The sequence below is a fragment of the Embleya sp. NPDC020886 genome (assembly GCF_044333915.1).
GTDB lineage: Bacteria > Actinomycetota > Actinomycetes > Streptomycetales > Streptomycetaceae > Embleya.
This window is the reverse complement of sequence record NZ_JBIRRX010000026.1, coordinates 1-25,614: the sequence shown is the minus strand read 5'-3', so window position 1 is coordinate 25,614 and position 25,614 is coordinate 1. Positions and strand designations below refer to the sequence as shown.

General features: G+C 68.2%; 22 protein-coding genes, 4 pseudogenes and 1 CRISPR repeat array. Of the genes and pseudogenes, 7 read left to right on the top strand and 19 right to left on the bottom strand.

Annotated elements, in window-relative coordinates:
• Positions 1–2: 2 nt before the first annotated feature.
• The 3 genes from ACH4U8_RS43985 to ACH4U8_RS43975 form a co-directional block, all read right to left on the bottom strand.
• Positions 3–362 (bottom strand): hypothetical protein, encoded by a 360-nt coding sequence (locus ACH4U8_RS43985; protein ID WP_395784147.1) that lies wholly within the window; start codon positions 360–362, stop codon positions 3–5.
• 25 nt (positions 363–387) lie between these two features.
• Positions 388–681, bottom strand: a complete 294-nt coding sequence (locus ACH4U8_RS43980) for a hypothetical protein (RefSeq protein ID WP_395784145.1) — start codon at positions 679–681, stop codon at positions 388–390.
• 502 nt (positions 682–1,183) lie between these two features.
• Positions 1,184–1,357, bottom strand: coding sequence for a hypothetical protein (locus tag ACH4U8_RS43975; RefSeq protein WP_395784143.1), 174 nt, complete (start codon positions 1,355–1,357; stop codon positions 1,184–1,186).
• Positions 1,358–1,677: 320 nt separating this feature from the next.
• Here ACH4U8_RS43975 and ACH4U8_RS43970 point away from each other — a divergent pair, with 320 nt between their 5' ends.
• Positions 1,678–4,458, top strand: coding sequence for a transcriptional regulator (locus tag ACH4U8_RS43970; protein ID WP_395784141.1), 2,781 nt, complete (start codon positions 1,678–1,680; stop codon positions 4,456–4,458).
• Positions 4,459–4,699: 241 nt separating this feature from the next.
• Here the strand turns inward: ACH4U8_RS43970 and ACH4U8_RS43965 are convergent, their stop codons facing one another.
• The 3 genes and pseudogenes from ACH4U8_RS43965 to ACH4U8_RS43955 form a co-directional block, all read right to left on the bottom strand.
• A complete protein-coding gene (locus tag ACH4U8_RS43965; RefSeq protein WP_395784139.1) occupies positions 4,700–5,413 on the bottom strand; it encodes a hypothetical protein in 714 nt (237 codons plus the stop codon).
• 112 nt (positions 5,414–5,525) lie between these two features.
• Positions 5,526–6,218, bottom strand: a complete 693-nt coding sequence (locus ACH4U8_RS43960) for a hypothetical protein (RefSeq protein ID WP_395784237.1) — start codon at positions 6,216–6,218, stop codon at positions 5,526–5,528.
• A gap of 446 nt (positions 6,219–6,664) precedes the next feature.
• Positions 6,665–7,207, bottom strand: a pseudogene (locus tag ACH4U8_RS43955) (pentapeptide repeat-containing protein); the annotation flags it as partial.
• A 359-nt stretch (positions 7,208–7,566) separates the two neighbouring features.
• Here ACH4U8_RS43955 and ACH4U8_RS43950 point away from each other — a divergent pair.
• Complete coding sequence (locus tag ACH4U8_RS43950; RefSeq protein ID WP_395784137.1) at positions 7,567–8,064, top strand: hypothetical protein; 498 nt, start codon at positions 7,567–7,569, stop codon at positions 8,062–8,064.
• Positions 8,065–8,219: 155 nt separating this feature from the next.
• On the opposite strand, the gene ACH4U8_RS43945 is transcribed toward ACH4U8_RS43950, so the two are convergent.
• The 3 genes from ACH4U8_RS43945 to ACH4U8_RS43935 form a co-directional block, all read right to left on the bottom strand.
• Positions 8,220–9,284: an IS110 family transposase gene (locus tag ACH4U8_RS43945; RefSeq protein ID WP_395784135.1), complete on the bottom strand. Its 1,065-nt coding sequence runs from the start codon at positions 9,282–9,284 to the stop codon at positions 8,220–8,222.
• 306 nt (positions 9,285–9,590) lie between these two features.
• On the bottom strand, positions 9,591–9,992 hold the full coding sequence (locus tag ACH4U8_RS43940) for a hypothetical protein (protein WP_395784133.1): 402 nt from the start codon (positions 9,990–9,992) through the stop codon (positions 9,591–9,593).
• 260 nt (positions 9,993–10,252) lie between these two features.
• Positions 10,253–10,480: a hypothetical protein gene (locus ACH4U8_RS43935; protein ID WP_395784131.1), complete on the bottom strand. Its 228-nt coding sequence runs from the start codon at positions 10,478–10,480 to the stop codon at positions 10,253–10,255.
• A gap of 159 nt (positions 10,481–10,639) precedes the next feature.
• Positions 10,640–11,156: direct repeats of the CRISPR family, unit length 29 nt; unit sequence GGGACCATCCCCGCTCGCGCGGGGCCGAC.
• A 586-nt stretch (positions 11,157–11,742) separates the two neighbouring features.
• Here ACH4U8_RS43935 and ACH4U8_RS43930 point away from each other — a divergent pair.
• Positions 11,743–12,253 (top strand): annotated as a pseudogene (locus ACH4U8_RS43930) (IS5 family transposase); the annotation flags it as partial.
• A 9-nt stretch (positions 12,254–12,262) separates the two neighbouring features.
• Here ACH4U8_RS43930 and ACH4U8_RS43925 read toward each other — a convergent pair.
• From ACH4U8_RS43925 to ACH4U8_RS43900, 6 genes are all read right to left on the bottom strand, one after another.
• On the bottom strand, positions 12,263–13,243 hold the full coding sequence (locus ACH4U8_RS43925) for a CehA/McbA family metallohydrolase (RefSeq protein WP_395784129.1): 981 nt from the start codon (positions 13,241–13,243) through the stop codon (positions 12,263–12,265).
• Between the two features lie 161 nt (positions 13,244–13,404).
• The gene (locus ACH4U8_RS43920; protein WP_395784229.1) at positions 13,405–14,106 is read right to left on the bottom strand and encodes an IS3 family transposase; all 702 of its coding nucleotides are present in this window, start codon (positions 14,104–14,106) and stop codon (positions 13,405–13,407) included.
• 8 nt (positions 14,107–14,114) lie between these two features.
• Complete coding sequence (locus tag ACH4U8_RS43915) at positions 14,115–14,261, bottom strand: hypothetical protein (RefSeq protein ID WP_395784127.1); 147 nt, start codon at positions 14,259–14,261, stop codon at positions 14,115–14,117.
• A gap of 23 nt (positions 14,262–14,284) precedes the next feature.
• Positions 14,285–14,668, bottom strand: a complete 384-nt coding sequence (locus ACH4U8_RS43910) for a transposase (protein ID WP_395784125.1) — start codon at positions 14,666–14,668, stop codon at positions 14,285–14,287.
• A gap of 45 nt (positions 14,669–14,713) precedes the next feature.
• Complete coding sequence (locus ACH4U8_RS43905) at positions 14,714–15,337, bottom strand: transposase (RefSeq protein WP_395784123.1); 624 nt, start codon at positions 15,335–15,337, stop codon at positions 14,714–14,716.
• Positions 15,334–15,861, bottom strand: a complete 528-nt coding sequence (locus ACH4U8_RS43900) for a transposase (protein WP_395784121.1) — start codon at positions 15,859–15,861, stop codon at positions 15,334–15,336. The genes ACH4U8_RS43905 and ACH4U8_RS43900 overlap by 4 nt, the downstream gene beginning before the upstream one ends.
• 245 nt (positions 15,862–16,106) lie before the next feature.
• On the opposite strand from ACH4U8_RS43900, the gene ACH4U8_RS43895 reads away from it, so the two are divergent.
• Positions 16,107–16,727, top strand: coding sequence for an RICIN domain-containing protein (locus tag ACH4U8_RS43895; protein ID WP_395784119.1), 621 nt, complete (start codon positions 16,107–16,109; stop codon positions 16,725–16,727).
• Between the two features lie 494 nt (positions 16,728–17,221).
• On the opposite strand, the gene ACH4U8_RS43890 is transcribed toward ACH4U8_RS43895, so the two are convergent.
• Complete coding sequence (locus ACH4U8_RS43890) at positions 17,222–18,334, bottom strand: IS630 family transposase (protein ID WP_395784227.1); 1,113 nt, start codon at positions 18,332–18,334, stop codon at positions 17,222–17,224.
• A 124-nt stretch (positions 18,335–18,458) separates the two neighbouring features.
• On the opposite strand from ACH4U8_RS43890, the pseudogene ACH4U8_RS43885 reads away from it, so the two are divergent.
• A pseudogene (locus tag ACH4U8_RS43885) lies at positions 18,459–19,441 on the top strand (IS3 family transposase); the annotation flags it as partial.
• 62 nt (positions 19,442–19,503) lie between these two features.
• On the opposite strand, the gene ltrA reads toward ACH4U8_RS43885, so the two are convergent.
• The gene (ltrA, locus tag ACH4U8_RS43880; RefSeq protein ID WP_395784117.1) at positions 19,504–20,781 is read right to left on the bottom strand and encodes a group II intron reverse transcriptase/maturase; all 1,278 of its coding nucleotides are present in this window, start codon (positions 20,779–20,781) and stop codon (positions 19,504–19,506) included.
• Positions 20,782–21,266: 485 nt separating this feature from the next.
• Here ltrA and ACH4U8_RS43875 point away from each other — a divergent pair, with 485 nt between their 5' ends.
• Complete coding sequence (locus tag ACH4U8_RS43875; protein WP_395784115.1) at positions 21,267–21,551, top strand: integrase core domain-containing protein; 285 nt, start codon at positions 21,267–21,269, stop codon at positions 21,549–21,551.
• A gap of 342 nt (positions 21,552–21,893) precedes the next feature.
• On the opposite strand, the gene ACH4U8_RS43870 is transcribed toward ACH4U8_RS43875, so the two are convergent.
• Positions 21,894–23,483, bottom strand: coding sequence for a competence protein CoiA family protein (locus ACH4U8_RS43870; RefSeq protein ID WP_395784113.1), 1,590 nt, complete (start codon positions 23,481–23,483; stop codon positions 21,894–21,896).
• A 616-nt stretch (positions 23,484–24,099) separates the two neighbouring features.
• Entirely contained in the window at positions 24,100–24,432 is a 333-nt protein-coding gene (locus tag ACH4U8_RS43865) for a hypothetical protein (protein WP_395784111.1), read from the bottom strand.
• Positions 24,433–25,462: 1,030 nt separating this feature from the next.
• Here ACH4U8_RS43865 and ACH4U8_RS43860 point away from each other — a divergent pair.
• A pseudogene (locus ACH4U8_RS43860) lies at positions 25,463–25,614 on the top strand (IS5/IS1182 family transposase); the annotation flags it as partial.

The following is a 25,614-nucleotide window of genomic DNA, read 5'->3' as shown; positions in this document are numbered from 1 at the left end:
AATCACTGACATTTACCCGTGGCGAGAACCACTGACGTTTTCGCGTCCGACAACAGCAGCGCCTCGGCGAGCAGGCGGCCGGCGTGGCCGGGCGGCCATATCCAGTAGCCGATGGTGTCACCCACGAGCAGATCGTCCACCGCTACACCGTGATCCCGCGCGGCGCAGGCCGGCACCAGCGCGACCGCGGTTCGGTCGCGGGCCCGGTCCAGCTCGGCCGCCGGACGCTCGTACACGATCCGCAGCCACGCTTGGGCGTCGATGCCCAGGGTGTGCTCCTGGTGCCACGCGACCAGGTCGCGCGCGTGGTGCATTGCGCGGTCCCACCGTGCCCGGTCCGTGTCCCGCCCCGTGGTGTCCACCGGCCCACGCTACCGACCGGCACGGTCACAACCGGGGTTCCCACCGGTCCCCGCCGAGGGCGTCCTCGACCAGGCGCACCGCGCGGTCGGTCGCGGCGGCCCGCGCACCCTCGTACTCGTACATGCGCAGCGTGCTCTCCAGGTCCGCGTCCGGGAGGGTACGGCCGGTCTCGGCGCGGGCGGTGCCGTACCCGTGCCGGGCCGCCGCCAACGCGGCCGACACGTGCTGTCGGGCCATCCGGGCCAGGATCAACGGGTACTTGCGCAACACCTCGTGGCCCCGGTAGCCGGGCGGGCACAGGTCGAACAGCCACACCACGGCCGTCTCCTCCCACCCGTCGACACCGGGCGGGCGGACACCCCGAGGCCACCCCGGCGGCGCGACACCGGCCCGGCCGCGGGGCCTCGGCGCAGCGGCGGCACCGGGGCGGGGTTCCTTCGCCGTAGGGGCGCCCGGGTCGTCTTCGCACATACATTCGATTATGGGTAGTGCTCTGACCAGCGTCGACTCGGGAAGGGTCACGCGGGTTCGTGAGCTGACGGTCTCGAAGGTCATGCCGGGACACGAACCACCGGGCCGATCCGGACATGCGGGAACGGCCGCAGCGCCATCGGAAAGCGGATCGGGGCCACCGACGACCAACTCCGTATACGACCGCGCACGTTCGTGGCGCCGCACCGGACGGCCCGGCCCCGAGAGCGCCGGGCCGGTCGCCGGTCGGCACGACACCGGCGCCCGTCCGCGACCGGCGGGCAACGGCACACCGGGGGATCCGGGCGCGTCGACGACGCCGGCCGTCGCGCCCCGGTCGGCCGAAACGTCAGCGGTGGGTGATCCACCACACGAGCCACGTGCCGGCGGCGGTACCCGTGCCGGTGGCCAGACCCCGCAACGCGCTCGCGGCAAGGGAGTGGGCGGCACGGGCCAGGCGGCCGCGAGCCGCACGGCCGGGAGTCGGGTCGGGGCCGGGGCAGGTGGTCGGATCGTCGTTCACGGTGGTCTCCCCGAGTGAGTGTGCGAACCCCGGGCGGGTTCGTCTCGCCTCATCGGGCGCCGGCGGAGGTTTTTCCGGCGACCGTTCCCGGGCCGGTCGTGTGTCTTTAGGCTGCTGGCTCCGGGGGCGCGGGTTTTCCGGTCGGTGTCCGGACCGGATCCGGACCGGACGAGTCGAGAGGGTCGGGGTCGGGGTTCGTGGCGCAAGATGCGGGCGGCAAGGCAGCGGAACTGGCTTGTTCACTGAGGGAGTTGTGGGAACGGGCCGGGTCGCCCACGTACGCGAGACTCGTCCGTCAGGGCGCCGGGCAACAACCGGCGGTGGCGTTGAGCACTACCTCCCTCGGCGACTGGTTCACCGGACGGACCGTGCCGGGCGACCCGGTGCGATTCGCGTTCCTGGTGACCTGGCTCGGGCACGAGGCCACCCGGCGGGATCGCGCCTATGTACCGACGCCGGTCGCGGCGTGGGAACGCCTGCGCGGCGAGGCCGGGCGCGGACGCCGCCCCGCCGGGCGACCCCACGCTTCGCGGCCCACCGAACACGCGGTCGCGGGCGAGGGTTTCGTGGGCCGGCCGGTCCGGGAGTTCACGGACGCGTTCGCGTTGGAGGTGCACCGCGCGATCGACGCCCCCGAACACGCGCGGGCCGGGCTGCCGGTGTTGCCGGTGTACGTACCCCGCGCCCACGACACGGTGCTGCGCGCGGCGGTGGAGCGCGCGGCGGGTGGGGAGAGTGTGATGGTCACGTTGGTGGCCGGGTCCTCCACCGGCAAGACCCGCGCCTGCTGGGAGGCGTTGCGGGGTGTGACGGACGGGTGGCGGTTGTGGCACCCCATCGCCCCCGGACGGCCCGAGGCCGCCCTGGCCGAACTGTCCGCGGTGGGGCCGCGCACGGTCGTGTGGCTCAACGAGGCCCAGTTCTACCTGGAACCGGCCGGGGCTGGCGAACGCGTCGCGGCCGAACTACGCGAACTCCTGCGCGACCCCTCTCGCGGACCCGTGCTGGTACTGGCGACGCTGTGGCCCGACCCCCACTGGACCACCCTCACCAGTCAGCCCTCCGCCGACCGCCCGGATCCGCACACGCAGGCACGGGCACTGCTCACCGGTACCGATCTGCGCGTACCCGAGACATTCACTGGCAGCGACCTGGAGACCTTGCGCGCCAAAGCGAGCGAGGATCCGCGGTTGGCACACGCCCTCGCCAATGGGAACGACGGGCGCGTGGCCCAGTTCCTGGCGGGCGCCCTCGCACTGCTCAAACGCCTCGACCTCGCCCCGGCCCACGCGCGGGCGGTACTCGAGGCCGCCATGGACGCCCGGCGCCTGGGCCACGGGCCCGTTCTACGACAGGCGTTCCTCGAGGACGCCGCCGACGCCTACCTCACCGACCACGAATCGGACACGCTCACCGACGACTGGTTCGAACAAGCCCTCGCCTACGCCACCACCCGCGTCCACGGCGCCACCGCACCCCTGACCCGCATCCGACCACGACGACGCAGCCACAACCCGCCCACGGGCGACGGACCCACCTATCGCCTCGCCGACTACCTCGAACAACACGCACGCCACACACGCGGCGCCCTGTGTCCCGGCGCCTCCTTCTGGACAGCCGCACACGACCACGCACACACCACCGACGACGACCTCACCCTGGGTCGCGCCGCACGCGCACGGCTACGGATACGCCACGCCGAACGCCTCTACGCGAAGGCAGCGAATGCCGGCGATCCACGCGGACGGGGCGCGCTGGCCTATTCGCGACACGAGGCAGGAGACCTTGAGAGCGCCGAGCGGCTCTACCGTCAAGCTGTCGCCGCCGGAGACATTGAGGCACTGGAACGGTTGGTTCTGGTGCTGGCGGACGCAGGGGATTTGGCGAACGCTGAACGCCTGGCCCGCGAAGCCACCGCCGCCGGCTCCCGCAACGCCCTGATATGGGCTGCCACAGCTCGAGAGAGAGCGGGCGATCACAAGGCCGCCGAACGCCTGGCTTGCGAAGTCCCCGATGCCGGAGCTTTCTTGCCATGGTTGACCGAACTACGAGAACAGGCAGACGATCACCAAGGTGCTGAAACCTTGGCCCGCAGGGCCGTTGGCATCGGTCACCCAGAGGTACTTACGGGCCTGGCCCTGCTACGGGAGCAGGCAGGTGACCTTGACGGGAGCGAAGGCCTGTACCGCGAAGCCGCAGACGCCGGGGACGTTGGAGCACTGATGCGGTTGGCCGCGCTGCGCAGACAAGCAGGCGACCCCGGGGGCGCCGAACAGCTGTACCGCCAAGCCGCCGACACGGGAAGCCGTGAAGCCCTGACAGGGCTGGCCCTGCTGCGCGAACAGGCGGGCGATCGAGAAACCGCCGAGCACCTGGCCCGCCGAGCCGCCGACGCGGGAAGCTTCGACGCGCTGGCACGGCTGGCCGCTCTGCGGGAGAAGGCAGGCGACCGTGAGAGCGCGGAACACTTGGCCTGCGAAGCCGCCGACACCGGGCACCTCGGGGCGCTGACGTGGCTGGCCACGATGTGGGAGGCGACAGGCGACCACGAAAGCGCCGAGCGCCTGTACCGCAAAGTCGCCGACGTCAGGAACCTTGAGGCGCTGACGTGGCTGGCCGAGCTGCGCGAGCAAGTGGGCGACCACGAAGGCGCCGAGCGCCTGTACCGCCAAGCCGCCGACATGGGAAACGTTGAGGCACTGAAAGGGCTGGCCCTGCTGCGCGAACAGGCGGGCGATCGAGAAACCGCCGAACACCTGGCCCGCCAAGCCGCCAACAAAGGACATTCCTACGTCCTGTCATCCCTGGCAAAGTCGCGAGAGGAGGCAGGTGACCATGAGGGCGCCGAACGCCTGGCCCGCGAAGCCGCCGGCAAAGGACATTCCTATGCCCTGTCATCCCTGGCAAAGTCACGAGAGGAAGCGGGCGACCACGAGAGCGCGGATCACCTGGCCCGCGAAGCGGTCGACGCCGGAGACAGGCATGTACTGATGACCTTGGCTCAGTTGCGGCAAACGGCGGGCGACCACGACCGCGTCGCGCTCTTGCGAGTGTGGTCGCAGCGCGGCTTCGATGCAGACGACCTACCACCCGACGACTGAAGACACGGCGACACGATTGCCCCGTCCTCCTCGGCGGAGTCGCGAGAGAAGGACGTGTCCGGTGGGAAAGCGCAGCGCCGAGACCAAGGGCCGCGCCCTGCCGACGGCGTTCGCGGGAACCTTGCCCCCGCGCTGCGAGGGTCCGGCCGCCGGCCATCCATGCGTCGTCATCGCCCCCACCGACATGGCGCCGCCGCGCCATCACCCCCCGCCCATCCGGTCGCCCGCAGAGAGGGAAGTGTCAGCAGGGCGCGGCGGTAAGGGCGTCGGGCAGGCCACCGCAGGGCTGGGGGACGCTCGGGTAGTCGGCGTCGTTTTCGACACGCAGCCGGCGCATCACCGTCTCCAGGCGATGGGGCAGGCGGGGTCGGTCGCCCCGCTCGCACTGGGCCCTGATGCTCTCGCGCGCGTCGGCCGGCAGGAGCGGGCGGTCGTCCTCGGCGGGGGTGAACGGCGGGGGTGGGGTGGCCCGGGTGAGGGCGGACAGCACCCGGGCCTGGTCGAGCCAGTAGTCGGCGTCGCGGGCCTCGCCGCGGCTGCGGTGTTTCAGGTACAGACACCACGCGGCGTGGTGGCTGCCGCCGCCGGCGGCGAACCGCCACCAGAACATCGCCCCCTCGTCCCGGCCGGACACGTGCAGCAGGCAGGCGAACACCAGCGCGCCGCGCGGGTCGATCAGCCGACGGTCGTTGACCAGGCGGCCGAGGCGGGCCGCGGCCCCGGGCGAGGTCAGCACCAGGACGTCGGTGACGGCGAGTTGGCGGGCGGCGCGTTCGTGCCGAGGCAGGCCCGGTCCCGCCGCGGTGGAGGGCGGGTCGGCGGCGCGGTCGTCGTCCAGGTCGCGGGCGAGGGCCTCCCGCTCGGCGACCAGGTCGAGGTCCTCGTACTCGCAGACCAGGACACGGGCCGTCGCCAGGACGTCCTCGATCGTCCGTTCCACGCCCTTCCCGCGCACGTTCACTCTCCCTCGACCTCCGGGTCCTCCAGGCCCAACTCCCGGGCCAGGGTCCGTTTGTCGTTGGCAGCGAGAGTGTCAGCGAACTTGGTCGCGACATGTGTCAGCCCGGTCATCGCTTGACGCGTCCTCGGATGGCGAGGAGGGCGAGGGCGAGGAGGACGGGTTCGAGGAAGCGGGACACCATCTCGATGTAGGCCCCTGCGGTGGTCAGGTTCTGGCCGGAGGAGCGGAAGACCACGGAGTTCAGGACGACTCGGGTGGCCTTCTCGGCGCGTTTGCCGGTCAGGTGGTCGTGGGTGGTGCCGGTGAGGGTGGGGTCGCCGTTGTCGACGGTCAGGTTCACCGCCTGTCCTGCGGCGGGCAGCGTGCCCGTCACCTTGGATTTCGGGTCGCTGGTGGGTAACCCCCAGAGCATCATCAAGATGACGGTGGTGGTCATGGCGATGCCGAGCCAGACGAGGGCTCGGGAGGCTCGTAGGCCGTAGCCGGACAGGGCCCAGTAGGCGGTGAGGAGTCGGCGTTCGGCGTGGCTGCGGCCGGGGCGTCGGTCCAGGCGGCGCATCTCCATCTCGCCCATGTAGAAGTCGGCGGCGCCGGGTTCGTCCTTGCCGTCCTCGAAGGCCTTGCGGAGTTGGCGGTACAGCGCGGCGAGCGCGGCCGGCCCGGGCACGGTGGGCGGGGGATCGGAGGGCGCCGGCGGGGCGGGTGTCCACCCGGCGCGCAGCCGTGGACGATGCGTGGGCAGTGCCCGCCAGTGGTGTTCCTCGGCGAGGGCCAGGCGGTCCGTCCAGCGCAGGGGCATACCGCGGAGCAGGTCGAATCCGGGGGCGTGTGAGCGAACCGGGTGTTGCCCTCCAGGCGTAGTTGGTCGAGGTGGAAGGCGCCGAGGAACCGGCAGTCGGTGAGGTCGGTGTCGGCGAGGACCAAGTGGGCCGCATCGACCCCGCTCACGGTCCGCACCCGCACCGGGTCGGTGTCTGCGGCCGCCGAGACCACGGCCAGGGGAAAGTTCAGGACCGCGCCGCTCATGTCGAGGTCACCGTGCCACAGCCGCAGCGTCGCGGTCGCCTCCCACCGGGTCCGTACACACAGCATCGCGGCGGTCGCGGCCTCGATCACAACCGGCACATCGAACACCGCGCCCGACAGGTCCAACACGCCCCAACACCACAACGGTCCCAACACCGCCAGGGACTCGAATCTCACACCGGCGAACCTGGCATCGCCACCGACCACGGCACCGTTGAAGTAGGCGTTGGCGGTGAACGTCGCGCCCAGGAAGCTGGCCTTGGCGGTGAACGTCGCGCCCAGGAAGTTGGCGTTGGCGGTGAACGTCGCGTTCTGGAAGTTGGCGTTGGCGGTGAACGTCGCGCCCAGGAAGCTGGCCTTGGCGGTGAACGTCGCGTCCTGGAAGTTGGCGTAGGCGGTGAACGTCGCATCCCGGAAGTTGGCGTCGGCGGTGAACGTCGCGTCCCGGAAGCTGGCGTCGGCGGTGAACGTCGCGCCCGTGAAGCTGGCCTTGCCGAGATGGGTTGCGGTGGGGTCGCGGAGTGCGCTGAGGAGTGCGGTCAGGAGAGGGCTGTCGAAGGTGGTGCCGCGGTGGTCGATGTCGGAGCCGGGGGTCAGGGTTGCCAGGTATGCGGTTCGGGCGGTGGGGGCGAGGTGGGCCAGACAGAGGGCGTGTCCGATGACGCGTACGCCCCGGCAGCCCACAGGGTCGTTCGTGGTCGCGCCTTCCGCGCAGTGCGGCCATGACGGGGGTGTGAGCGAAGGTGCGGGAGGCGACGTCATGCCACCGGGGACGACCCAGCGTGAGTTCACGGTTGCGGGCAGGCATCCGCCTGTGCAACCCCTGTCGTTGGCCGTGAACTTGTCATGGAGTCTGGCCGCGAAATGTGTCAGTGGGTCCTACGTTGTTGCGCGGGTTGATCAAGGTCAGTCGTAAGGTCTGGAGGCCCAGAGACACCAGGTGTGGCTTTCAGTGGGTTGCCCTCGATGGTTGGCGAAACCTGGCCGCCCGGTGTCTCACGACGACTCGGCCGCTGATGAGGAACTGCGAGCACCACGCGGTGCATCGCTGAAGATCATCGAACTAGGCTGAAACAGGAGCCGCAACCGGTGCGGTTTCGCGTCCACGGGAGCGATGGCTGTTGTTCGACGTGCAGCTCATTCCGGGCAGGCTCAAGATTGACTCCCGCGATCCCCTCTTCGTCGATGGCCCGGTGTGGCTGACGCTGGACGGCCGGGAATTCCCGAACTCGGGCTGGACAGACGCGGTTCTCTCCGTGCTCGGCTCGATGGGGGCTGCGGTTGCCGCAGCGCTCGACGGCAAAGTCTGGGACTTCTACTTCTTCGAGGGCTCCTACTTCGTCAAACTGATCCCGCTGCCGGACGCCCCCGGAACACCGCGCCGGGTCAGGGTCGCCGCAGTGGATGACGGCAACGCCTGGGCCGCCAACGACGAGGGCATGCCGGAAGGCGAGGTGGTCGCCGAGGCCGTCGTGCCGCTACGCGAGGTTGCCGAGTGTCACGGCGCCGCGACGCAGCTGATCCGCACGTGGGCCGAGGCGCACGGCGAGGCCGAGGCCGCAGGGGTCCTGTCCCGGGGATACCAGTACGACGCGTCGGACCCGCGGTTCACACACTGACCCGGACGGCAAGCCCAAGCAGCCGGCGAGCCCTACCAGGCCCAGGACATGTCCTTGCGGATCGACGAAGCCGACGCGCTCCTGCGGGTCTTGCTCGACGGTGGCTTCGACGACCACGGTGTCGGACGCGGAGAAAGTGAAGCTCCTATAGATCGTCAAGCGGTCTGCGGGAGCGTTTTCGGTGTGGTGTGTTGACGCGTGAGGTGCTTGTAGACCTCGCGGGCGATGAAGCGTTTGAGGCAGCGCAGGATGTCCTTCTTGGAGAGGCCTTCGGTGACGCGTCGGGCGACGTACTCCTGCGTTCGGGTGTCGTGTCGCATGCGCACGATCGCGATCATGTGAAGTGCGTTGTTGGCCTGTCGGTCGCCGCCGCGGTTGAGTCGGTGGCGGTGGGTGCGGCCGGAGCTCGCGGGTATCGGAGCCGCCGCGCACAGGTGGGCGAACGACGCCTCGGACCCGAGGCGGTCGGGGTTGTCGCCGGTGGTGATCGGGAGTTGGGCGGCGGTCTCGGTGCCGATCCCCGGCAGCGCAACGAGTTCCGGGGCCCCTCGTCCGACCAGCGGTCGCAGTTCGGCGTCGGCCTCGGTGAACTCTGCGGTGAGGTGTCGGTGGCGGCGGGCGAGCCGTCGCAGCGCGACGCGCACCGCGTGGGCGGGATCTGCGACCAGGCCCGTGGGGCGTGAGCGGGCGAGTCGGTCGATCAGCTCTTTCCTGGGCAGTCCGCGGAGTTGTTCGCGCACGTCTCCGGGCGCGGTGACGACAAGGTTGTGGATCTGATTCGTCGTCTGTGTGCGGGACTTGACCGCGGAGCGGCGGACCACGCGCAGGGAGCGGATGGCCTCGACGATGCCGTTGCGGGTCTTGGGGACGCCGGCGGCGCGTCCGGACAGGACCGCGGCGGCGGCGGCGTAGGCGTCGACCGGGTCGGACTTGCCGTGGGTGCGGCGGGCCCTGCGGTCGGGGCGGTCGACCTCGACGACGGTGATCCGGTTCGCCTTCAGGACGCGTGCGAGTTCGGCGCCGTAGGCGCCGGTGCCCTCGACCCCGACGGCCGTCAACTCGCCTTGTGAGCGCAGCCACTCCAGCAGTCGCAGACAGCCGGCGGGGTGCGTGGGAAACGCCTTCGTGGCGAGGTGGCGGCCGATGGAGTCCACCACGGCGGCCTGGTGGACATCGGTGTGGGTGTCGACTCCGCCGACCACCGTGATCTCGTTCGTCATCCGTGTTCCGCCGTCCCTTCCGTGAACCGACGAGAGGTCGCACGTGGCGGTGGGGCGACAGGACAAGACAGTGACGAGACCGCGAGTCGGGCTCCTATGAGGTCACGGAAGCCCCACCGACCACGTGTGCTACGACACCGTCCGGAGGGCTGACGATTCATTTGCAGGACAGCCGAAGCGTCAGTCAGTGCGCGAGTCAAGCCCCCGAACGGTGCCTCACCCATCATCACTGTCAGTGCGACGGCGAGGTTGTTGTCGGTGGCGTGTCGTCGGCTGCGGACATCGGCCCGTCTGTCGCGGTCCTGCTCATCTTGTCGGCTCGTTGCGGTCGATGCCGATCACCAGAGGGTGGGAACCCTCGACGAGGTAGGGATGCCCGGGAAAGTGGTCGATGTGACGGTGACCGCCACCGTCCACGGCGGTCATGGCGGCGGTCATGGAGTGGAGTTGGGCCGAGAACAGGGCCCTGGCGGCGGGATCGCCGTCGATCACGAGGATCCCGCGTGGGGCGTCGAGACGGACATACACCCCCGGGCGGGATACGTCGGCGACTTCGACTCCGGCCAGGGAGTCGCCGTCCTGCGGTGCCGCGAGTGAGGACCCGAGGAATCCCTTGCCTCGGGCCACCATGTCCGCCAGGCCGGTCAGGTCGTCCACCGATCCGGTGAGCACCACCTCGTCGAAATTCGGATCGGACACAACGATCACGGGCGTCATTCCTTCGGGCTCAGGCCGGGTGCGTCGGATCTCCACCCTAGGTATTTGGCGAGGCGACGCGCTCGCGCCCGGCGTCGCGTACAGCAAGCCTCGTCGACGAGACGCCCGATACGTCGTCGGTGCCAACCGCAAGAACCTCGCCGACACCTACTGACACGAACTCTGCCGACGCACTGACAGAACTCCGCCATTCGCACTGTCGTTGGCAGTGAGAGTGTCAGCGAACTTGGCCGCGAGATGTGTCAGCCGAATCATCGTTTGACGCGTCCTCGGATGGCGAGGATGGCGAGGGCGAGGAGGACGGGTTCGAGGAAGCGGCTGACCATCTCGATGTAGGCCCCGCGTTTGGTGAGGTTCTGCCCGCTGGATCGGAACACCACCGAGTTCACGACGACGCGGGTGGCCTTCTCGGCCCGTTTGGCGGTGAACCGGTCGTGGAGCGGGCCGGTGAGTGTCGGGTCGGGGTTATCCGTGACCACGCGAAGTGTCGACCGCCGGCAGCGCCCCGTAGGGCTGGTAGCCCAGGAACCATCCCCGCGTTCGCGGGGCCGACTCCACGCGCGGCCCTGGTACACGCGGCCGGTCCGGACCATTCGCGGGGCCGACTCCGGATGCCTGCGGCCACCGCCGGCGCCGCCGGGACCATCCCCGCGGATGCGGGGCCGACCCGGCTACATGGCGCAGTTGTGCCCGGCCGAGGGGACCATCCCCGCTCGCGCGGGGCCGACCTCAACGTGGTGCACAACTTGGACCACCCGGCGGGACCATCCCCGCTCGCGCGGGGCCGACGCCGCCGCAGCGCGGGTGGTCGCGTCGAGCGGGGGACCATCCCCGCTCGCGCGGGGCCGACTCATCCACGGCAGACGCACGATCGGGCTGCGGGGGACCATCCCCGCTCGCGCGGGGCCGACCGGTGGTCGCTCGACGCGGCCGACGTCACCAGCGGACCATCCCCGCTCGCGCGGGGCCGACCTTTTGGCGCGCGAGCCGGCCCACGCCGGCCGGGGACCATCCCCGCTCGCGCGGGGCCGACGCGATGTTGATCGTGGCACCGTCGCCCCCCGCGGGACCATCCCCGCTCGCGCGGGGCCGACGCCGCGGTGACGGTCCGGGCGTACTCCGGGGCGGGACCATCCCCGCTCGCGCGGGGCCGACACTGGATGAACTGGGGTTCTACCGACGGGTAACACCGTTTTCGCTCGGTTGCATCTTGCCACCTGCTGCTGCCCTGTCGTGAAGTGAATCTTCCTCGGCTTCAAGGTAGTTCACCCGACGGTCCTTTCATCGGCACTTCCCGCGGACCCCTGCGGCAACGGCGGCCGAGACCCGGCCACGCCACGACCGGTAGCCGGATGGATCACAAGCGACCCACCGACAGGGCCGACCAAGCGGCGATCCGAGAACAGGACGTCGCCCGCCTGAATCCGGGCCTTCCGCCGGAGCATCCCCGCGTCTGCGGGGCCGACCAGGTCGCCGTTGTCGTCCTCGTCCAGGTCGAGGGAACATCCCCGCGTCTGCGGGGCCGACTCCGCGCCACCGAGGTCCAACGCTACCGCGCGGGGAACATCCCCGCGTCTGCGGGGCCGACCTCGCCCTCCAGGACGAGAAGCTGCGGGCCGCGGGAACATCCCCCGCGACCCCCACGCACCCCGCGCCCACGAAACCCTCCCCCACGACCTGAACACCCACCTGCGCGACGAACGCCTCGGCCCCGCCGACGACCCCGGCCTCGCGCTGATCCGTGGATCACTGCGCTGTTGACGGCTCGCATGTCCGGGCCCTCAAAGGGGGGATCACGTCGGCCCTTCGCCGGTCGACCGCGCCCGTCCTGGTTCCAAGCACCACCTGATAGTCGACCGACACGGAACCCCGCTCGCAGTCACCCTCACCGGCGGCAACCGCCACGACGTCACCCAGTTCCTGCCGCTGCTCGACGCGGTTCCGCCGATCCGGGGGCTGCGAGGGCGACCTCGCCGCAAGCCGCGGCACTTGTATGCCGACCGGGGCTACGACTTCGACAAGTACAGCCGCCTGCTGTGGAAGCGTGGCATCAGACCGATGATCGCCCGACGTGGCGTGGCCCACGGCTCAGGGCTCGGCAAGGTCCGATGGGTGGTAGAGAGGGCCTTTGCTTGGCTGCACCGGTTCAAACGGCTCCGGACCCGCTACGAACGGCGCGCCGACCTCCATCAGGACCTGCTCGAACCGGCTGCAGCCTCATCTGCCTCCGACGCCTGCCCACCGTACGGTGAAGCGAGTGGTCAGACGAGGATGATCGGATTGGTGAGTGCGGCGACGTCCCCGTTGTGATGGCGGACCTCGATGCGGACGAACATTGACTCCTCCGCCGTCGTGTCCCACTGCACCACACCTGCCCCGTCGCCGGGGACAGACGCCCGGTGAACCTTTCCTCCATCGGTGTGGAAGCTGACAGTGCCCACCGGCACGCCTCGCACTGCTGCCCGCACTTCGACCTGCCCACCATGAGTTGTGAGCTGTTCTCCCACCCCGACAACGTGACCATCGGCATTGGCAGTGAACGTCACGTCCACGTCCGCCGACTCGGCGATCCAACTGCGGCCGGCACGGATTCCGGCCAGGATCGCCTCGGTGTTCAGCTCCTCGGCATAGACCACGGTGTGCGGGATGCCGATCTGACCTTCCAAGTGCGTATCGCTGTTGCCCATCGCCGGCCGCCACGATCCCGTGTGCATGTCCGCTGCGAGGCTCCGCCCCCACTCCGCCAAGGCTGCCTCGTTGTCAGCGTTCCAAGGTCGGTCCGAAGTCCACAGTCCGTTCCAGACCTCCACCACGTCGAAGCCCCGGAAGGGAAACATGAAGTCGCCCGACGGATAGGGCGCATGCGGGTGTGCGGCCACGCACAGCCCTCCGACTTGATGGACCTGATCCAGACACTGATCGATCAACCCGTCCCCGACCTGGTGGTTCCAGTCGATGACCTCGCCGGGTTTGATGCCGAGCGCCAGCCAGTGCCCGGTCTTCGTGGTCACTTCCTCACCAAGAATGATCAAAAATTCATCGGTAGCCAGGTGCCCCCACGCACCGGATTCCGCAGCCGAGTTGTGCTCCGTCGTCGCCATGAAGTCGAGCCCGGCAGCGCGCCCCCCAACGGCCAACTCTTCAGGAGTGAGTTCCCCGTCCGAGTGAACCGAGTGGACATGGCAGTCCCCGCGGTACCAAGCCGCCCCGCGCCCGACCGCCCGCGTCGGCGGGAAGCTCAAGTTCGACAAGGTTCTCCCCCATAGTCCTGTCGAGCCAACGCACAACCAGAGCTACCAGTTCCGTCGCACCACTGAGCGCCATCTCAGCCGAGATGTCGGATCGCATTCTGAAACGATCAGCAAGTGAGCTTGCTCCGCTTTGACGGACACCGTCGTTGTGGTCAGGCCGCGAGAGCGGCTTCGTATTCGACGGGACTGCGGTAGTCGAGGCTGCTGTGCAGCCTTCGGAGGTTGTACCAGCTCTCGACGTATTCGAACACGTCGGCACGAGCGGCGGCACGGCTGGGCCATCGTCGGTCGGCCCCGAGGTCGTTCTTGAGGGTGGCGAAGAACGACTCGGCGAGCGCGTTGTCCCAGCACTGACCCGTGCGCCCGACCGACAGTCGGATGCCGAACTCGCTTGCGAGCAGGGCGAATTCGCGGCTGGTGTACTGACATCCGCGATCCGAGTGGAAGATCGCCCCGGCCGGCGGACGCTGCCGGTGGACCGCGTCGCGCAGGGCGTCGGCGACCAGTTCGGTGCGCAGGTGGTCCGCGGTGGCCCAGCCCACGACCTTGCGGGTGGCGATGTCGAACAGCCATCCCTGATCGGTCGCCAGGTAGGTGATGTCCCCGCACCACCGCGTTCCGGCCGCCGCCGGCCCGGGCCGGAAGTCGCGGCCCACCAGGTCCGGGCGGGCGGCCGCGTGCGGATCGGGCACCGTGGTGCGCCGGCCGCGTCTGCGGTGACGGCCCTCGAGCCCGGCCTCGCGCATCAGCCGGGCGACGCGGCGGCGCCCGACGCGGTCGCCACCGCGGATCAGGACGGCATGGACACGTGGAGCGCCGTAGCCGCCGCGCGAGGCGCGGTGGGCCTCCGCAATCCGTGTCGTCAGTTCTCGGTCGCGCGTCCTGCGCGGGCCGGGGCCGCGCGGCGGCGGTCGTAGAAGGCGGAACGGGAGACCTGCAGCAGCTCACACGCGCGTTTGACGCTGCGGCCGCCCTGCTTCTCCGCCTCGATGAACGGATGCACCGTCACCGGGTCTCCTTGATGCTTCTATGTCAAGCCGCGCAGGGTTGTTCGATGTCGTGTTGCTGGGAGCGGGCGATCTCGTCGGTCAACAGAGCGCGATAGACCCGGTCGGAGATGCGCCGCCGCAGGAGTCGAAGGGCTTCCTTGGGGGTCTTGCCGGCCGCAAGTCGCCTCGCGTAGTAGACGGCGCCCTCGCCGTCGCCTCGGGTCTGGGTGACGGCGGCCATGTGCAGGGCGGTGTTGATGGTGCGGTTGCCGCCGCGGTTGAGCCGGACCCGAACCTTGTTGGAGGACCAGACCGGGATGGGAGCGGTGCCGTTGAAGCGTGCGAACGCGTCCTTGGACCGGAACCGGGCGGCGCCTGCAGTCTCGCCCAGAATCATCGCCGCGCCCAGCACGCCGCACCCAGGCACGGTCAAGAGATTCGGAGCCAACTCTTGTACCAGCAAACGGAGTTGCTACTCGATGCGGTTGATGCGGACGGTGAGAAGTCTGCAGTCCTGGACCAGTTCCAGGGCGATCTCGGCCACCACGCCGACCGGGCCCGTCAACTGTTCCTCCAGGGCGGCCAGACACACAACCGACGCAGGCCCCGGGAGGGAACGGACAGTTCGGGGTCGAGCTCGTGCAGCATCCAACGCAGCTTGTTCGCGGTGGCCGTGCGCCGGCGGACCAACGTCCTGCGATGGTCCACACGGAGCTTGACCTCGCGTGTCGGGCCGTCGAGTTCGGCCCTGGGGGGGGTTCGGCTCGCGCAGTGCGACGCGGGCGACGGCCTCGGCGTCGATCGGGTCGGACTTGCCGCGCTCGCGTGCGGAACGGCGGGCACCGGCCATCAGCCGGGTGTGCACACGGACCACGGCGTGGCCCGCCATCGGCAGGTCGGCTTCGAAACGCCTGGTCAGATGCCTGCAGTCCTCCACGGCGAGCAGGGCCCGGTCGAACTGCCTCAGCCAGTCGCAGGCTCGCGTGTGCCCTGTGGGCGTCGCGTCGACGGTGACCTGGGCCAGGCGTCGGCCGACCTGGTCCACCGCGACGAGGGTGTGGGTCTTCTTGTGGGAGTCGATGCCGACCGCGATCACAGGTCGCCTCCAGTGGGTGCACGAACGCGTGGGCAGGGCGGTCGTTCTCCACGGGGGCACGCCTCAATCGGGCAAGCGGGCACGCTTCTATCAGGCCACACCGCAGAGATCGCCGAACCGGCGGGGCGGCACATCAAGGACAAGCCACCATAACGGGGCAGCGAAAAAACGAGCCAACCCCGCCGGCGGCTGCCACTCTTGCACCACCACCCGGCCGATGTCCTCAACTTTGGCATTGACGCGAAGAAAGCCGTGGCCCGCTTGAGAACTTCCACGTCCTGCCGCAGCCGGGTGTTCTCCCGCCGCAACCGCGTGAGTTCCTCCCGCTCGGCCGAGGTCGTCCCGTTGCGTTCGCCCGTGTCGACCTCGGCCTGCTTCACCCGGTCGCGCACCGCGGTCTCGGTCGGGTCGAAGTCCTTCGCGACCTGCCCGACCGACCTGTCGCCCTGCCTGCACAGCGCGACGATCTCGGCTTTGAACTCCGGCGTGAACGAGCGGCGAGGCCGAGGCTTCTTCTTCCCCATGCTCTCCATGATGGACATCCTCCCCAGAGAGGCCAAAGCCCCTCATCCAGGGTGTCCGTCAAAGTGGATCAAGCCCACCGCACCCCGCTGACGACCAACCACCGCCACCCCGACGCACACTCACACAGGGGACACCAGGGGCCTTCTCGCATGGATCATGGCCGGTTTCCGTCTTCCCCTGGCCAACTCGAATTCTGGAAGCTACTAGAGCGCTCACCCCGGGGCGTCACAATGCGAAGGCATCCATGAAATTGAGAACGCAACGCCCGTATGTCATGCTCCTGTTGCTCTCCCTGGTCGCCGCAGTCCTCGTCGGCACGGCCGGCACCGCAACAGCCCAATCCGCACCCCCCGTCGCGGGGGCGCCGGAGGACCAGCCCAGGCTGCTCCAGGAATTCCTCGCCAAGCACAGGCCGCCCGGCCTGACTCAGGAACCGAACGATTGGCCCGGGCCCGCCGAAAACGCGCAACTCCTCAACTGGTTCAGCCGCAAGTGCATGGTCTCGCTGCCAGCCGCAGACCTGTTCGGGGTAATGCAATACGAGTGCAACCAGGCTTACACCGATCAAAGGTGGACCTCGTGGCACCCATTCGACTTCACTAACTCTTGGCAGATAGTTGGTAAATTTGTGAACCAATGCTTGCAAGTCGACGATGCCACGGTCACCACTCAATCGTGCCGGAGTGATGCGGTAGGCCAAGAGGCGCTACTGATCATCGACACCACAGCAAGCTGGTTCCGGATCAAGTTCGCATACAACAAGTGTGTCTACCCAAACGGCACCGGCAACAGCGCCCCGGTCAGCGCGTACACCTGCGGCGACAACGCCGACTACGCCGACCAGTGGTGGACCTGGTACAACTGATCGCCGCAGTGAAGCCCGACCGGTCCGCACCCATCTCGTCACCGATCTTGCCCATCGGGGCGTCCATCGTGGTGTGTGCCGTGGGTTCCCCGACATCCCGGGGCACCCACGGACGCAGCCAGAACGGCGCTTCGGCAGGCTGCTCGGGAACGGGAATCAGCCCCGGGTGTCGCCGGGCAATCCCCTCACGGCGGGCGATGTCCTCGGCGCGCTCGACGCTGGCCCTGCTCGGCCGCCGCCTCGGCGTCGGCCGCCGCGGACTCCTCCCGGCACCGACCGAACATAATCAATCGACAAGATCTTTCAAAGCAGCCGGGACGGAGCAACCGGATCCGAACACCACCCGACCAAACAGAGCAACCCACCCGGAACCGTGACCCACCCCGGCGGGAAACCGCAGGACGACACGACACCCCGGGTACAGGCCGGTCTGCCCCGGCACACACAGAGACCGACCACGAAGTCGGCAGGCAGCCAGGTCATGGGCCGGAGGGCTAGTGTCCTGCGCCGGAGATCCGTCGGCAGAAGCGGGCGAGGGAGTCGAGAATCTCCTCGGCTGTCTTGGTCCAGACGAACGGCTTGGGATGCTCGTTCCAGTCCTTGACCCAGGCTCGGATGTCGGCTTCGAGGGCCTGGACGTTCCTGTGCGCGCCGCGGCGGATCATCTGGTCGGTGAGGAAGCCGAACCACCGCTCGACCTGGTTGATCCAGGAGGAACCCGTCGGGGTGAAATGCACGTGGAAGCGCGGGTGTTTGGCCAGCCACGCCCGAATCGCCGGGGTCTTGTGGGTGCCGTAGTTGTCACAGATCAGATGGACCTGGAGATGCGCGGGGACCTCCTTGTCGATCCTGATCAGGAACTTCCTGAACTCCGCCGCCCGATGCCGGCGATGCAGGGCCGTGATGACCTCCCCGGTAGCGACGTCGAACGCGGCGAACAGGGTGGTCAGGCCGTTGCGGAGATAGTCGTGGGTGCGCCGTTCGGGCATGCCGGGCATCATCGGCAGGACCGGCTGGGATCGATCCAACGCCTGGATCGGCGACTTCTCGTCCACGGAGAGCACAACGGCGCCCTCGGGCGGGTTGAAGTACAGCCCGACGACGTCGTGGACCTTCTCCAGGAACAACGGATCCGTCGACAGCTTGAACGTGTCCGTCAGGTGTGGCTTGAGCTGGAACCGGCGCCAGATGCGGCCGACGGTGGACTTCGACAGGCCGCTGCGGTCCGCCATCGACCTGCGCGACCAGTGGGTGGCGTTCCTCGGGATCTCCTCCAGGGTGGCGACCACGACGGCCTCGACCCGTTCGACGTCGATGGTGGGCGGCCGGCCCGGCCGGGGTTCGTCCACCAGGCCGTCCAGCCGGTCGACGAGGAAACGTCGTCGCCACTTGCGGACCGTGTCCGCGGCGACCCGCAGATCCCGGGTGACCGCGACGATCGGCGGCGCCTCCGGCCCCGCACACGCCAACACGATTCGCGAGCGAAGTGCCAACGCCTGAGCCGACGTTGCCCGCCGAGTCCACCGCTCCAACGTCACCCTCTCCTCATCGGAGAGCAGTAACGGCTCCAACTTCGGACCACGACGAGGAACCGACGCACCAACCACAGAAGTCACACAACATCTAACGAGCAACTACCGGCGCAGGACACTAGTAGGACTTCGGGCGTTCCCCCTGATGTGTGGACATCGAAGACACTGGATCTTGATGGTTCAGGAGAACGGAGTCCCCGTGGGGATGAAGCACTATCCGCCGGAATTCAAGGCGGACGCGGTCGCGATGTATCGCTCGCGGCCCGGAGCGACGATCGCCGCCGATCTGGGTGTCAATGCCGAGACACTGCGTAGTTGGATCCGTTCTGCGGACAAGAAGGGCAAGGGCGGGACGCCGAAACCGGCGGGTGGGTCGGCCCCGGCCACGCCGTTGGAAGCGGAGAACGAGGCCCTACGGAAAGAGAACGCGGAATTGCGGCAGGAACGCGAGATCCTGCGTCGGGCGGCCAAATATTTCGCGGGCGAGACGCGCTGGTGAACCGCTTCCGGTTCGTCGCCGACCACCAACGCCGATACGGCGTCAAGCGGCTCTGCCGGGTCCTGGAACTCTCCAGGTCAGGGTTCTACCGATGGGCGAACGCGGCTTCGGCTCGTGTCGCCCGCGCGGATTCCGACGCGCGTCTCGCCGCCCGGATCCGCCGCATCCACACCGAGTCCGACAAGACGTACGGCTCCCCGCGCGTCACCGCCGAGTTGCGTGACGCCGGACTTCGAATCAACCACAAGCGGGTCGAACGCGTCATGCGCGCGCACCGCATCATCGGTCTCCACCTGCGACGCAGGCACCACACCACCATCGCCGACCCCGCGGCCGCGACGGTGGGCGACCTCGTCCACCGCGACTTCACCGCCGACACACCGAACCACAAATACGTCGGCGACATCACTTAACTGCCCGTCGCCGGCGGCAAGCCTCTCTACCTCGCGACCGTCGTCGACCTGTGTTCGCGGCGCCTCGCCGGCTGGGCGATCGCCGACCACATGCGCGCGGACCTGGTCGTCGACGCCCTCCACGCCGCGGCCCGCACCCGCAACGGCGACCTTCGCGGAGCGATCTTCCACAGCGACCACGGCTCCCAATACACCTCTCGGGCGTTCGCCGACGCCTGCCACGAGGCGGGCGTGACCCGCTCGATGAGCGCGGTCGGCAGCTCCGCCGAGGTGAGTCGGCGGCAGGAATCTCACCCGCCGCCGCTCTCAGAACCGTGCGTGAAAGTCTCCCTTCACACGGCTCCCGTTGTTGAACCGGTAGGCATTGCTCCGTGTCGCCAATGGGCGAACATGCCGGGATAGATTGATGCAATCTCGGCGAGCTTCCGGCGGACCCTCCGAGCAGCCCGCCGGTACTGTTTGAATTTCCTTCGCGCCCATTTCACCAGAAACGGGTTGATCTGCTGCTCCAAGAAGCGAATCAGCCTGGACTTGTAGAAGCGTCCGTAATAGTTGATCCATCCGGCCACGACGGGATTGATCATCGCGGCGATCTCCTTGAAGCTCAGCGTGGTCCTGCGACCCAACCTCCACCCTCGGATGACCTCGGCCATGGACTTCATGGCCTGTTTGCTCACCGCGGGGAGGAAACCCGACTTCAGCCTCCCGTCCCGCAGTCGGGCGGGTCGACGACGGAACGTGAACCCGAGGAAGGTGAATTCCGTGATCGGATGGTGCAGGTCACGGCCTTCCTGCTTGCAGTACACGATCCGCGTCTTCTCCGGATGCAGGTTCAGGCCGAAGCGCCGTAGTCTGCGCTCGATCAAGTCACGGACGTAGAACGCCTGTTTCTCGCTGGCACAGTGCACCACGACGTCATCGCAGTACCGCTCGAATCCGACCGATGGACACTCTCGATCCAGCCAGGAGTCGAGAGCGTAGTGCAGAAACAGATTCGACAACAGCGGCGAGATCGCGGAGCCTTGCGGCGTTCCTTTGACCCGCTCGACGAGCGTTCCGTCGGCCTGCCGAACGGGGGCGACCAGCCACCGTTTCACATACAGCAGTACCCACGGAAGTTCGGTGTGTCTGCCGACCGCAACGAGAATGGGGTCGCGCGGTACGTTGTCGAAGAACCCCTGGATATCAAGGTCGATCACCCACGGGTAACGCCAACACCGCTGCTTGCACGACTCCACCGCGTCCCACGCCGACCGCCCCGGACGATAACCGTACGAGTCCCTGTGGAAGATGCCTTCCACGTCGGGCCCGAGAGCCATCGCCACCGCTGTCTGGGCGATCCTGTCGACGACGGTGGGAACTCCCAGAGTCCGCACACCGCCTCCGCGTTTCGGTATCTCCACCGCCCGGACGGGCGGAGGGAAATAGCTTCCCGACGAGAGTCGATTCCAGAGTCTGTACAGGTTGTTCTTCTCATCCTGCGCGAACTCCGTCAGCGACTGCCCGTCCACACCGGCCGCTCCTCTGTTGGCCTTGACCCTCTGATACGCGTTCCACACCAGAGACTTCGGGATGTCAAACGGTTTGCCTACCGATCTCGTGTCGGTCATCCGATTCCTCCCATTCCTGGTTGATCGTCGATCGATACCCAACAACACGCCCCCTTCGCTCCGCTCCCATTACAGGAACTTCAGCGCTACTACGGGGCGTTCCGCCCTCCTGGCGCGCGACCGGTACTCTGCCGCTCACAGGCTTTCGCCGCTTGCGGCTCTCCCTCTCGCCATCCGCCTCAACCAGCGAATCACGGTTTCGCACCGAGGAGTTCTCCTGTTCCGTTGTGAAGCCCGGACCGAGCTCGCGCCGCCTTCATGCCGGACACCGCCAGACCAGTGGACAGGTTCCCGTCTGGCTTATCCCAGGACAGCATTGAGGCCCTGGTTCTGATGTCGTTTGGCTTAACGACACGTCATCAGCGTTTCACTCACGTTCGCCTTCTCGGCCCACACCTGCCGCATCTCGTGCGACTTTTCCACGACGCTCACCACCACGGCTCATTCACCGCAGCAGCTCGTGGTGGTTTGACACCCGCACCTGCATGCCGATGCCGAAGGACCCACCTTCATCTCCACAACAGCACGACCATGGAAGCTCGGTCTTCTACACCGAACCTCCATCATCTTCAGGACACACCAACGCACTCGCCGAGTCGTTCTTCGCCACCTTGAAGAGCGACCTCGCCGCCGACCGGCCCTGGCCCGACCGAGCCGCAGCACGGGCAGCGATCTTCGAGTGGATCGAGGCCTGGTACAACATCCGCAGGCTGCACAGCAGCCTCGGCTATTGCAGCCCCGTCGAATACGAAGCCGCACTCGCGGCCTGACCACCACCACAACGACGGTGTCCGTCAAAGCGGAGCAAGCTCAATCCGTGCAGCTTGAGCGGTATGTGGTACTCGTGGAGAGTGCCACGGAATCTCGATCGTCGTCGTATGACGAAAAGCGGGTTCGACCACAGGCTGGTCCGGCACCACACCCGCTGGCCGTCTCACCACTCGTTCGCGTTTCCCTCGGCGATCCAAAGAATCTGACTGGCGAGTCGCTGCACACCTCATCGCTATGTCGTTCACTGGCGAACGTTTCGGCCGTCACCAGACGCGTAAACCATGAGCCGGCCGCGCATCGGACCCGGTTCAAGCAGGGCGCCGAGCCTGCCCATGTCGTCGTCATGGGCGTTCGAGGATGGTGCGAAGGATGGCGTCCAGGGGTCGATCGTCGCCGGGTATGCGGGTGGTGTTCTCGCTCACCGTGGCCAGGAGCGCGTCACGAGTGATCTCGGAATCGAGTTGCCCGCACTCCATCGCGTCGATCACGGGTTTCACCGCGGTCACCAACGCCCCGTCCATGAGGAACCGGCCGCGTGCAAGGGCTTCCAGAGCTGCGGTGACGTCCAGCAGGAGCGCGGACCGACTACGGCGGCGCGGCTGTGGCACGCGTGCGCCGTACGCCCGCGGCCTGGGAACCACCTTGTCCGGTCGTTGGAACATCTCGTCGGTGATCGCGGGGCCGGCCACGAGGAAGTCGGCCAGATTCCGCGCCCGTGACTCGCCGGGCACCTGCAGTCTTTCCACACGCACGTACGGGGGCAGGGCGGGGAGGATGTCACGGAGTTGGGTGCGGGTCTCCATCAGGACGGTCAGCGCGGGGTCCAGGCCGTCGAGGAGCCCCCGTGCGGGGGTGAGCGTGGCCACCGGGGCGCCGCTCGCACCGTCCAAGACCGCCACGCCGCCTGCCCAGTGGGGGGCGACCGCGCCGAAGACGACCTGGACGCGCAGTTGCTCGCGTTCGGCCCACGCGTGCACGGCGCCCGTGAGTTGCTCCCTCCTCGCCGAGGAGCAGGCGTGCCAGTGCCCGGCCCGGTCGGCCAGGGCCTTCCTGCGTCGGGCGTGCTCCTCGGCCGCGCGGTGACGGTCGGATTCGGCGTCGAGCTCGGCCTGTCGGGCCTCGGCCTGCGCGATGAGCGCATCGCGTGCCGCGGCCTCGGCGTGGGCCTCGATCTCGGCCGCCTCCCGCTCCAGGGTGATGTAGTGGCGGGCCGTCCACCAGAGCGGGGGCGGCGCCGTCGGAGCGTGGCGGGAACCGCGTCCTTGGTGGCGGGTGACCGTCGACTTCAGGACCCAGCCCACGAATCGGGACAGCGGTACGCCCTCGACCGGCTCCCACCACCGGCGCGGTGCCGCGCCCGGCGCCGGGTCGACGCACATGGCGAAGCGGCGCAGCCCATGGGTGAGGGTCCAGGTCACGGTGGTGTCGGTGTCGGTGGGGGTGGCCTCGACGGCGGGAACGGCGTCGAGCCAGGGGGCGGGCGGTGTGCCGGGTTTGGGGGCGGGTGCGACCCAGCAGACGGTGACGTCGTCGCGGGCCAGTTTCGCGGTCCTGGCGCGGATGGCGTCCACGCCGATGGGCGACAGTTGGGCCTCCCAGGCCATGCGGTGGGTGCCGTCGGGAGAGGTCGCCAGGACGTCGGCGCGCCAGGAGCCGTCTGACGCGGCCACCTCCAGGCGGGCGAACCAGCCCGCGTCGCGGACCGCGGTGAGCAACTCCAGTTTCAGGAGATGGTGTTCGAGGGACTCCTCCGCGAGTCGGCAGCACGGGGCACCGGGGTCGTGTGCGAAGAACCGCAGGCCGCGTGGGGAGATCTTGGCGTGGGAGCCGTGCGCGCACGCCGGGCACGTCAACGGCGCCCGGGGCCGCGCGACATGAACCTCTTCCCAGCGCCGCCCGCACCCCAGGTCGGGCAGGGTCGCGTCCAGCACGCCCCACTCCCGGTGAACCGCCGTGAACGCCACCGTGATCCCCCGCACCGTCGAACCGGGTGTCGGGCCGTCACCGCGCACCGGTGGCGATCCGATGCCACGCCTTACGCGCCAGCGGTCCTTGCCCCCATCATCGCCTCCGTCACCGACATCGTGCGTGTCGTCGCCGCAAGCCGTCGTCCGGCCCGAACCTCTCTCGTCGTCAGGGGGATTCGCGTATTTTGGCGAGCGAGTCGGTAGCGTCGCTCCCGTGTCCCTGGGCCGGCGGTTCGTGGATTCAAGGAAAGACTGAAGTCGGGCACCTTGCGACGGACGGGATCGCAACGCCTCATGCGGCTGGGACGTCGTTGTGCATCTGGTCTGGATCGCGGGTGGCGCGGTCGCTGTGTACCCGACGCCCCATTTCCAGTTCGCCCCGCAACTGCAGCTGGAACTTGTGGATTGGAGCTTGCCAGTGAACCCGAATGGGATGTCAGCGGCTGGGCTTGAGCCCCCGCCTTTTCCGCTGTACGCGGTGGTGTTCAAGGAGGGCGAGAACCTCGGCGGCGTACCCTACTCTCCGTTCGCGTATCAGCAACTGCAAGTGGATGCCGCGACCTCCGTACCGCATGCGCTGTCACACGCGGCAGCCGCCGCTCTGCCGGGCCTGTGGTACTGCATGCACCTGCCCAACACGCTTTCCGAGTTGGCTGACGTCTCTGCCAAATCGCTGAAGTTGAGCCAACTGCTCCACCTTGAGCACCACATCCTGCTGATCCCCATTGAATTCTTCGACCATGAGCACTGTGCGGGGTTCATCGCCGGCAGGGAGCCGATACTTGTAGCGTGTGCTGACGACATTGCGGTGGAGGCAGGCCAGCGCGCGGAAGCTCTGGGATTCGTCCTCCCGCCCGTGCGCTATTCCCAGATGCCGAACCGTGGTCTCGCTAGGCACTGGCGGCAGATTCATCAGCACTTCGTGCCCAGCGTCGAGTACCTGGGGCGCGAACCGAAGCTGACGCACCGGCTGGATACGGCGTCCACAGATTTGCCTCGTCGATGGCTTGCTCGGCAGATGAACTGGGACGCGACTGAAGCACCGATCGAAACCTTGGAGGATCGGGACAACCTCGTCGCGCGGACATTTCATGAGCATGCGGTTCTGGCCGCTATTGCGCGACTTGCGCGCGAAGGAACGGAGTATCAGGACGCCGAGCGAAAGCTACCCCAAGTAATCAGGGAGGAGCACGTGAGGAACCGCGTCCCGGTGGCGCTGGCGCTACCGGGAGTTGCCCCTGCCTACGCCCGTATCGCGTACGACAGTGCGCTGCGCGCCCGCCCTCAGTTGCTGTCGCCCCTCGAGTCGGAACACACGTGGTCACCGACGATGCACCGGCGATCCGATCCATTCATCGAGCGGGCCGCAATCGAATTCGTCACAACCCATCACGCCATCGCACGTGGCGGTGTTGGCTTTGTCCTTCCAGCGGTCCCTCCGGAGGCTTTCACCGTTCTCGCCGAACTGGAACGGCACTTCGCTGGCACGCAGAGTGGAGCAACTGTCAGACGTCTACTTGACCGACTCGACGAGTCTGCCAAGCCTCTATGGAGCGACACGTTGATGCGAATCATCGAGCGTGCTTCACAGCTGACCGTTTTCACAAACTTCCCCATCGGTCTGCTGCGGATGCCGGGAGACACCGCCCCCCTCTCGGCCCGTCTACCGATCGCCTACCGCCCCCTGATACCCCTGCTCAGGACCATCCAGACAGAACTGAACCCGGCGATCGCGGTCGAGCTTGACCGCGATATCCGGGTCCTGGTCGCAGAGTGCATCCCCGCACACGACCCAGTCGGTCAGCTGTCCCGCCGGGGTTGGCGCGTGGCACGCGGTCACGTCCATGAAGACGCAAGCGGGATCACGATGGACATCGTCGAGACCCTGAATCTGGATGCACTAAGAAGTCGTTTCATTTGGCGTGTTCGCTATTCTGGCGTGTGTGACGACGCTTGTGGAGCGGCTGGTGCCGGACGAGTTGTGGGAGTTGTTCGAGCGCGTGGTGCCGTCGAAGCCGACCCGGCCGCAGGGTGGTGGCCGGCGGCGGTTCGGGGATCGTGAGGTGTTGGCCGGGATCGTGTTCGTGGCGACGTC

Bases quoted from the DNA above. Each gene is read 5' to 3' on its own strand.
- ACH4U8_RS43945 (WP_395784135.1), bottom strand. From the start codon at position 9,284: ATGACGAACGAGATCACGGTGGTCGGCGGAGTCGACACCCACACCGAT.
- ACH4U8_RS43895 (WP_395784119.1), top strand. From the start codon at position 16,107: ATGAAATTGAGAACGCAACGCCCGTATGTCATGCTCCTGTTGCTCTCC.
- ACH4U8_RS43900 (WP_395784121.1), bottom strand. From the start codon at position 15,861: ATGGGGAAGAAGAAGCCTCGGCCTCGCCGCTCGTTCACGCCGGAGTTC.
- ACH4U8_RS43960 (WP_395784237.1), bottom strand. From the start codon at position 6,218: ATGCCCCTGCGCTGGACGGACCGCCTGGCCCTCGCCGAGGAACACCAC.
- ACH4U8_RS43875 (WP_395784115.1), top strand. From the start codon at position 21,267: ATGCCGATGCCGAAGGACCCACCTTCATCTCCACAACAGCACGACCAT.
- ltrA (WP_395784117.1), bottom strand. From the start codon at position 20,781: ATGACCGACACGAGATCGGTAGGCAAACCGTTTGACATCCCGAAGTCT.
- ACH4U8_RS43865 (WP_395784111.1), bottom strand. From the start codon at position 24,432: ATGAATCTGCCGCCAGTGCCTAGCGAGACCACGGTTCGGCATCTGGGA.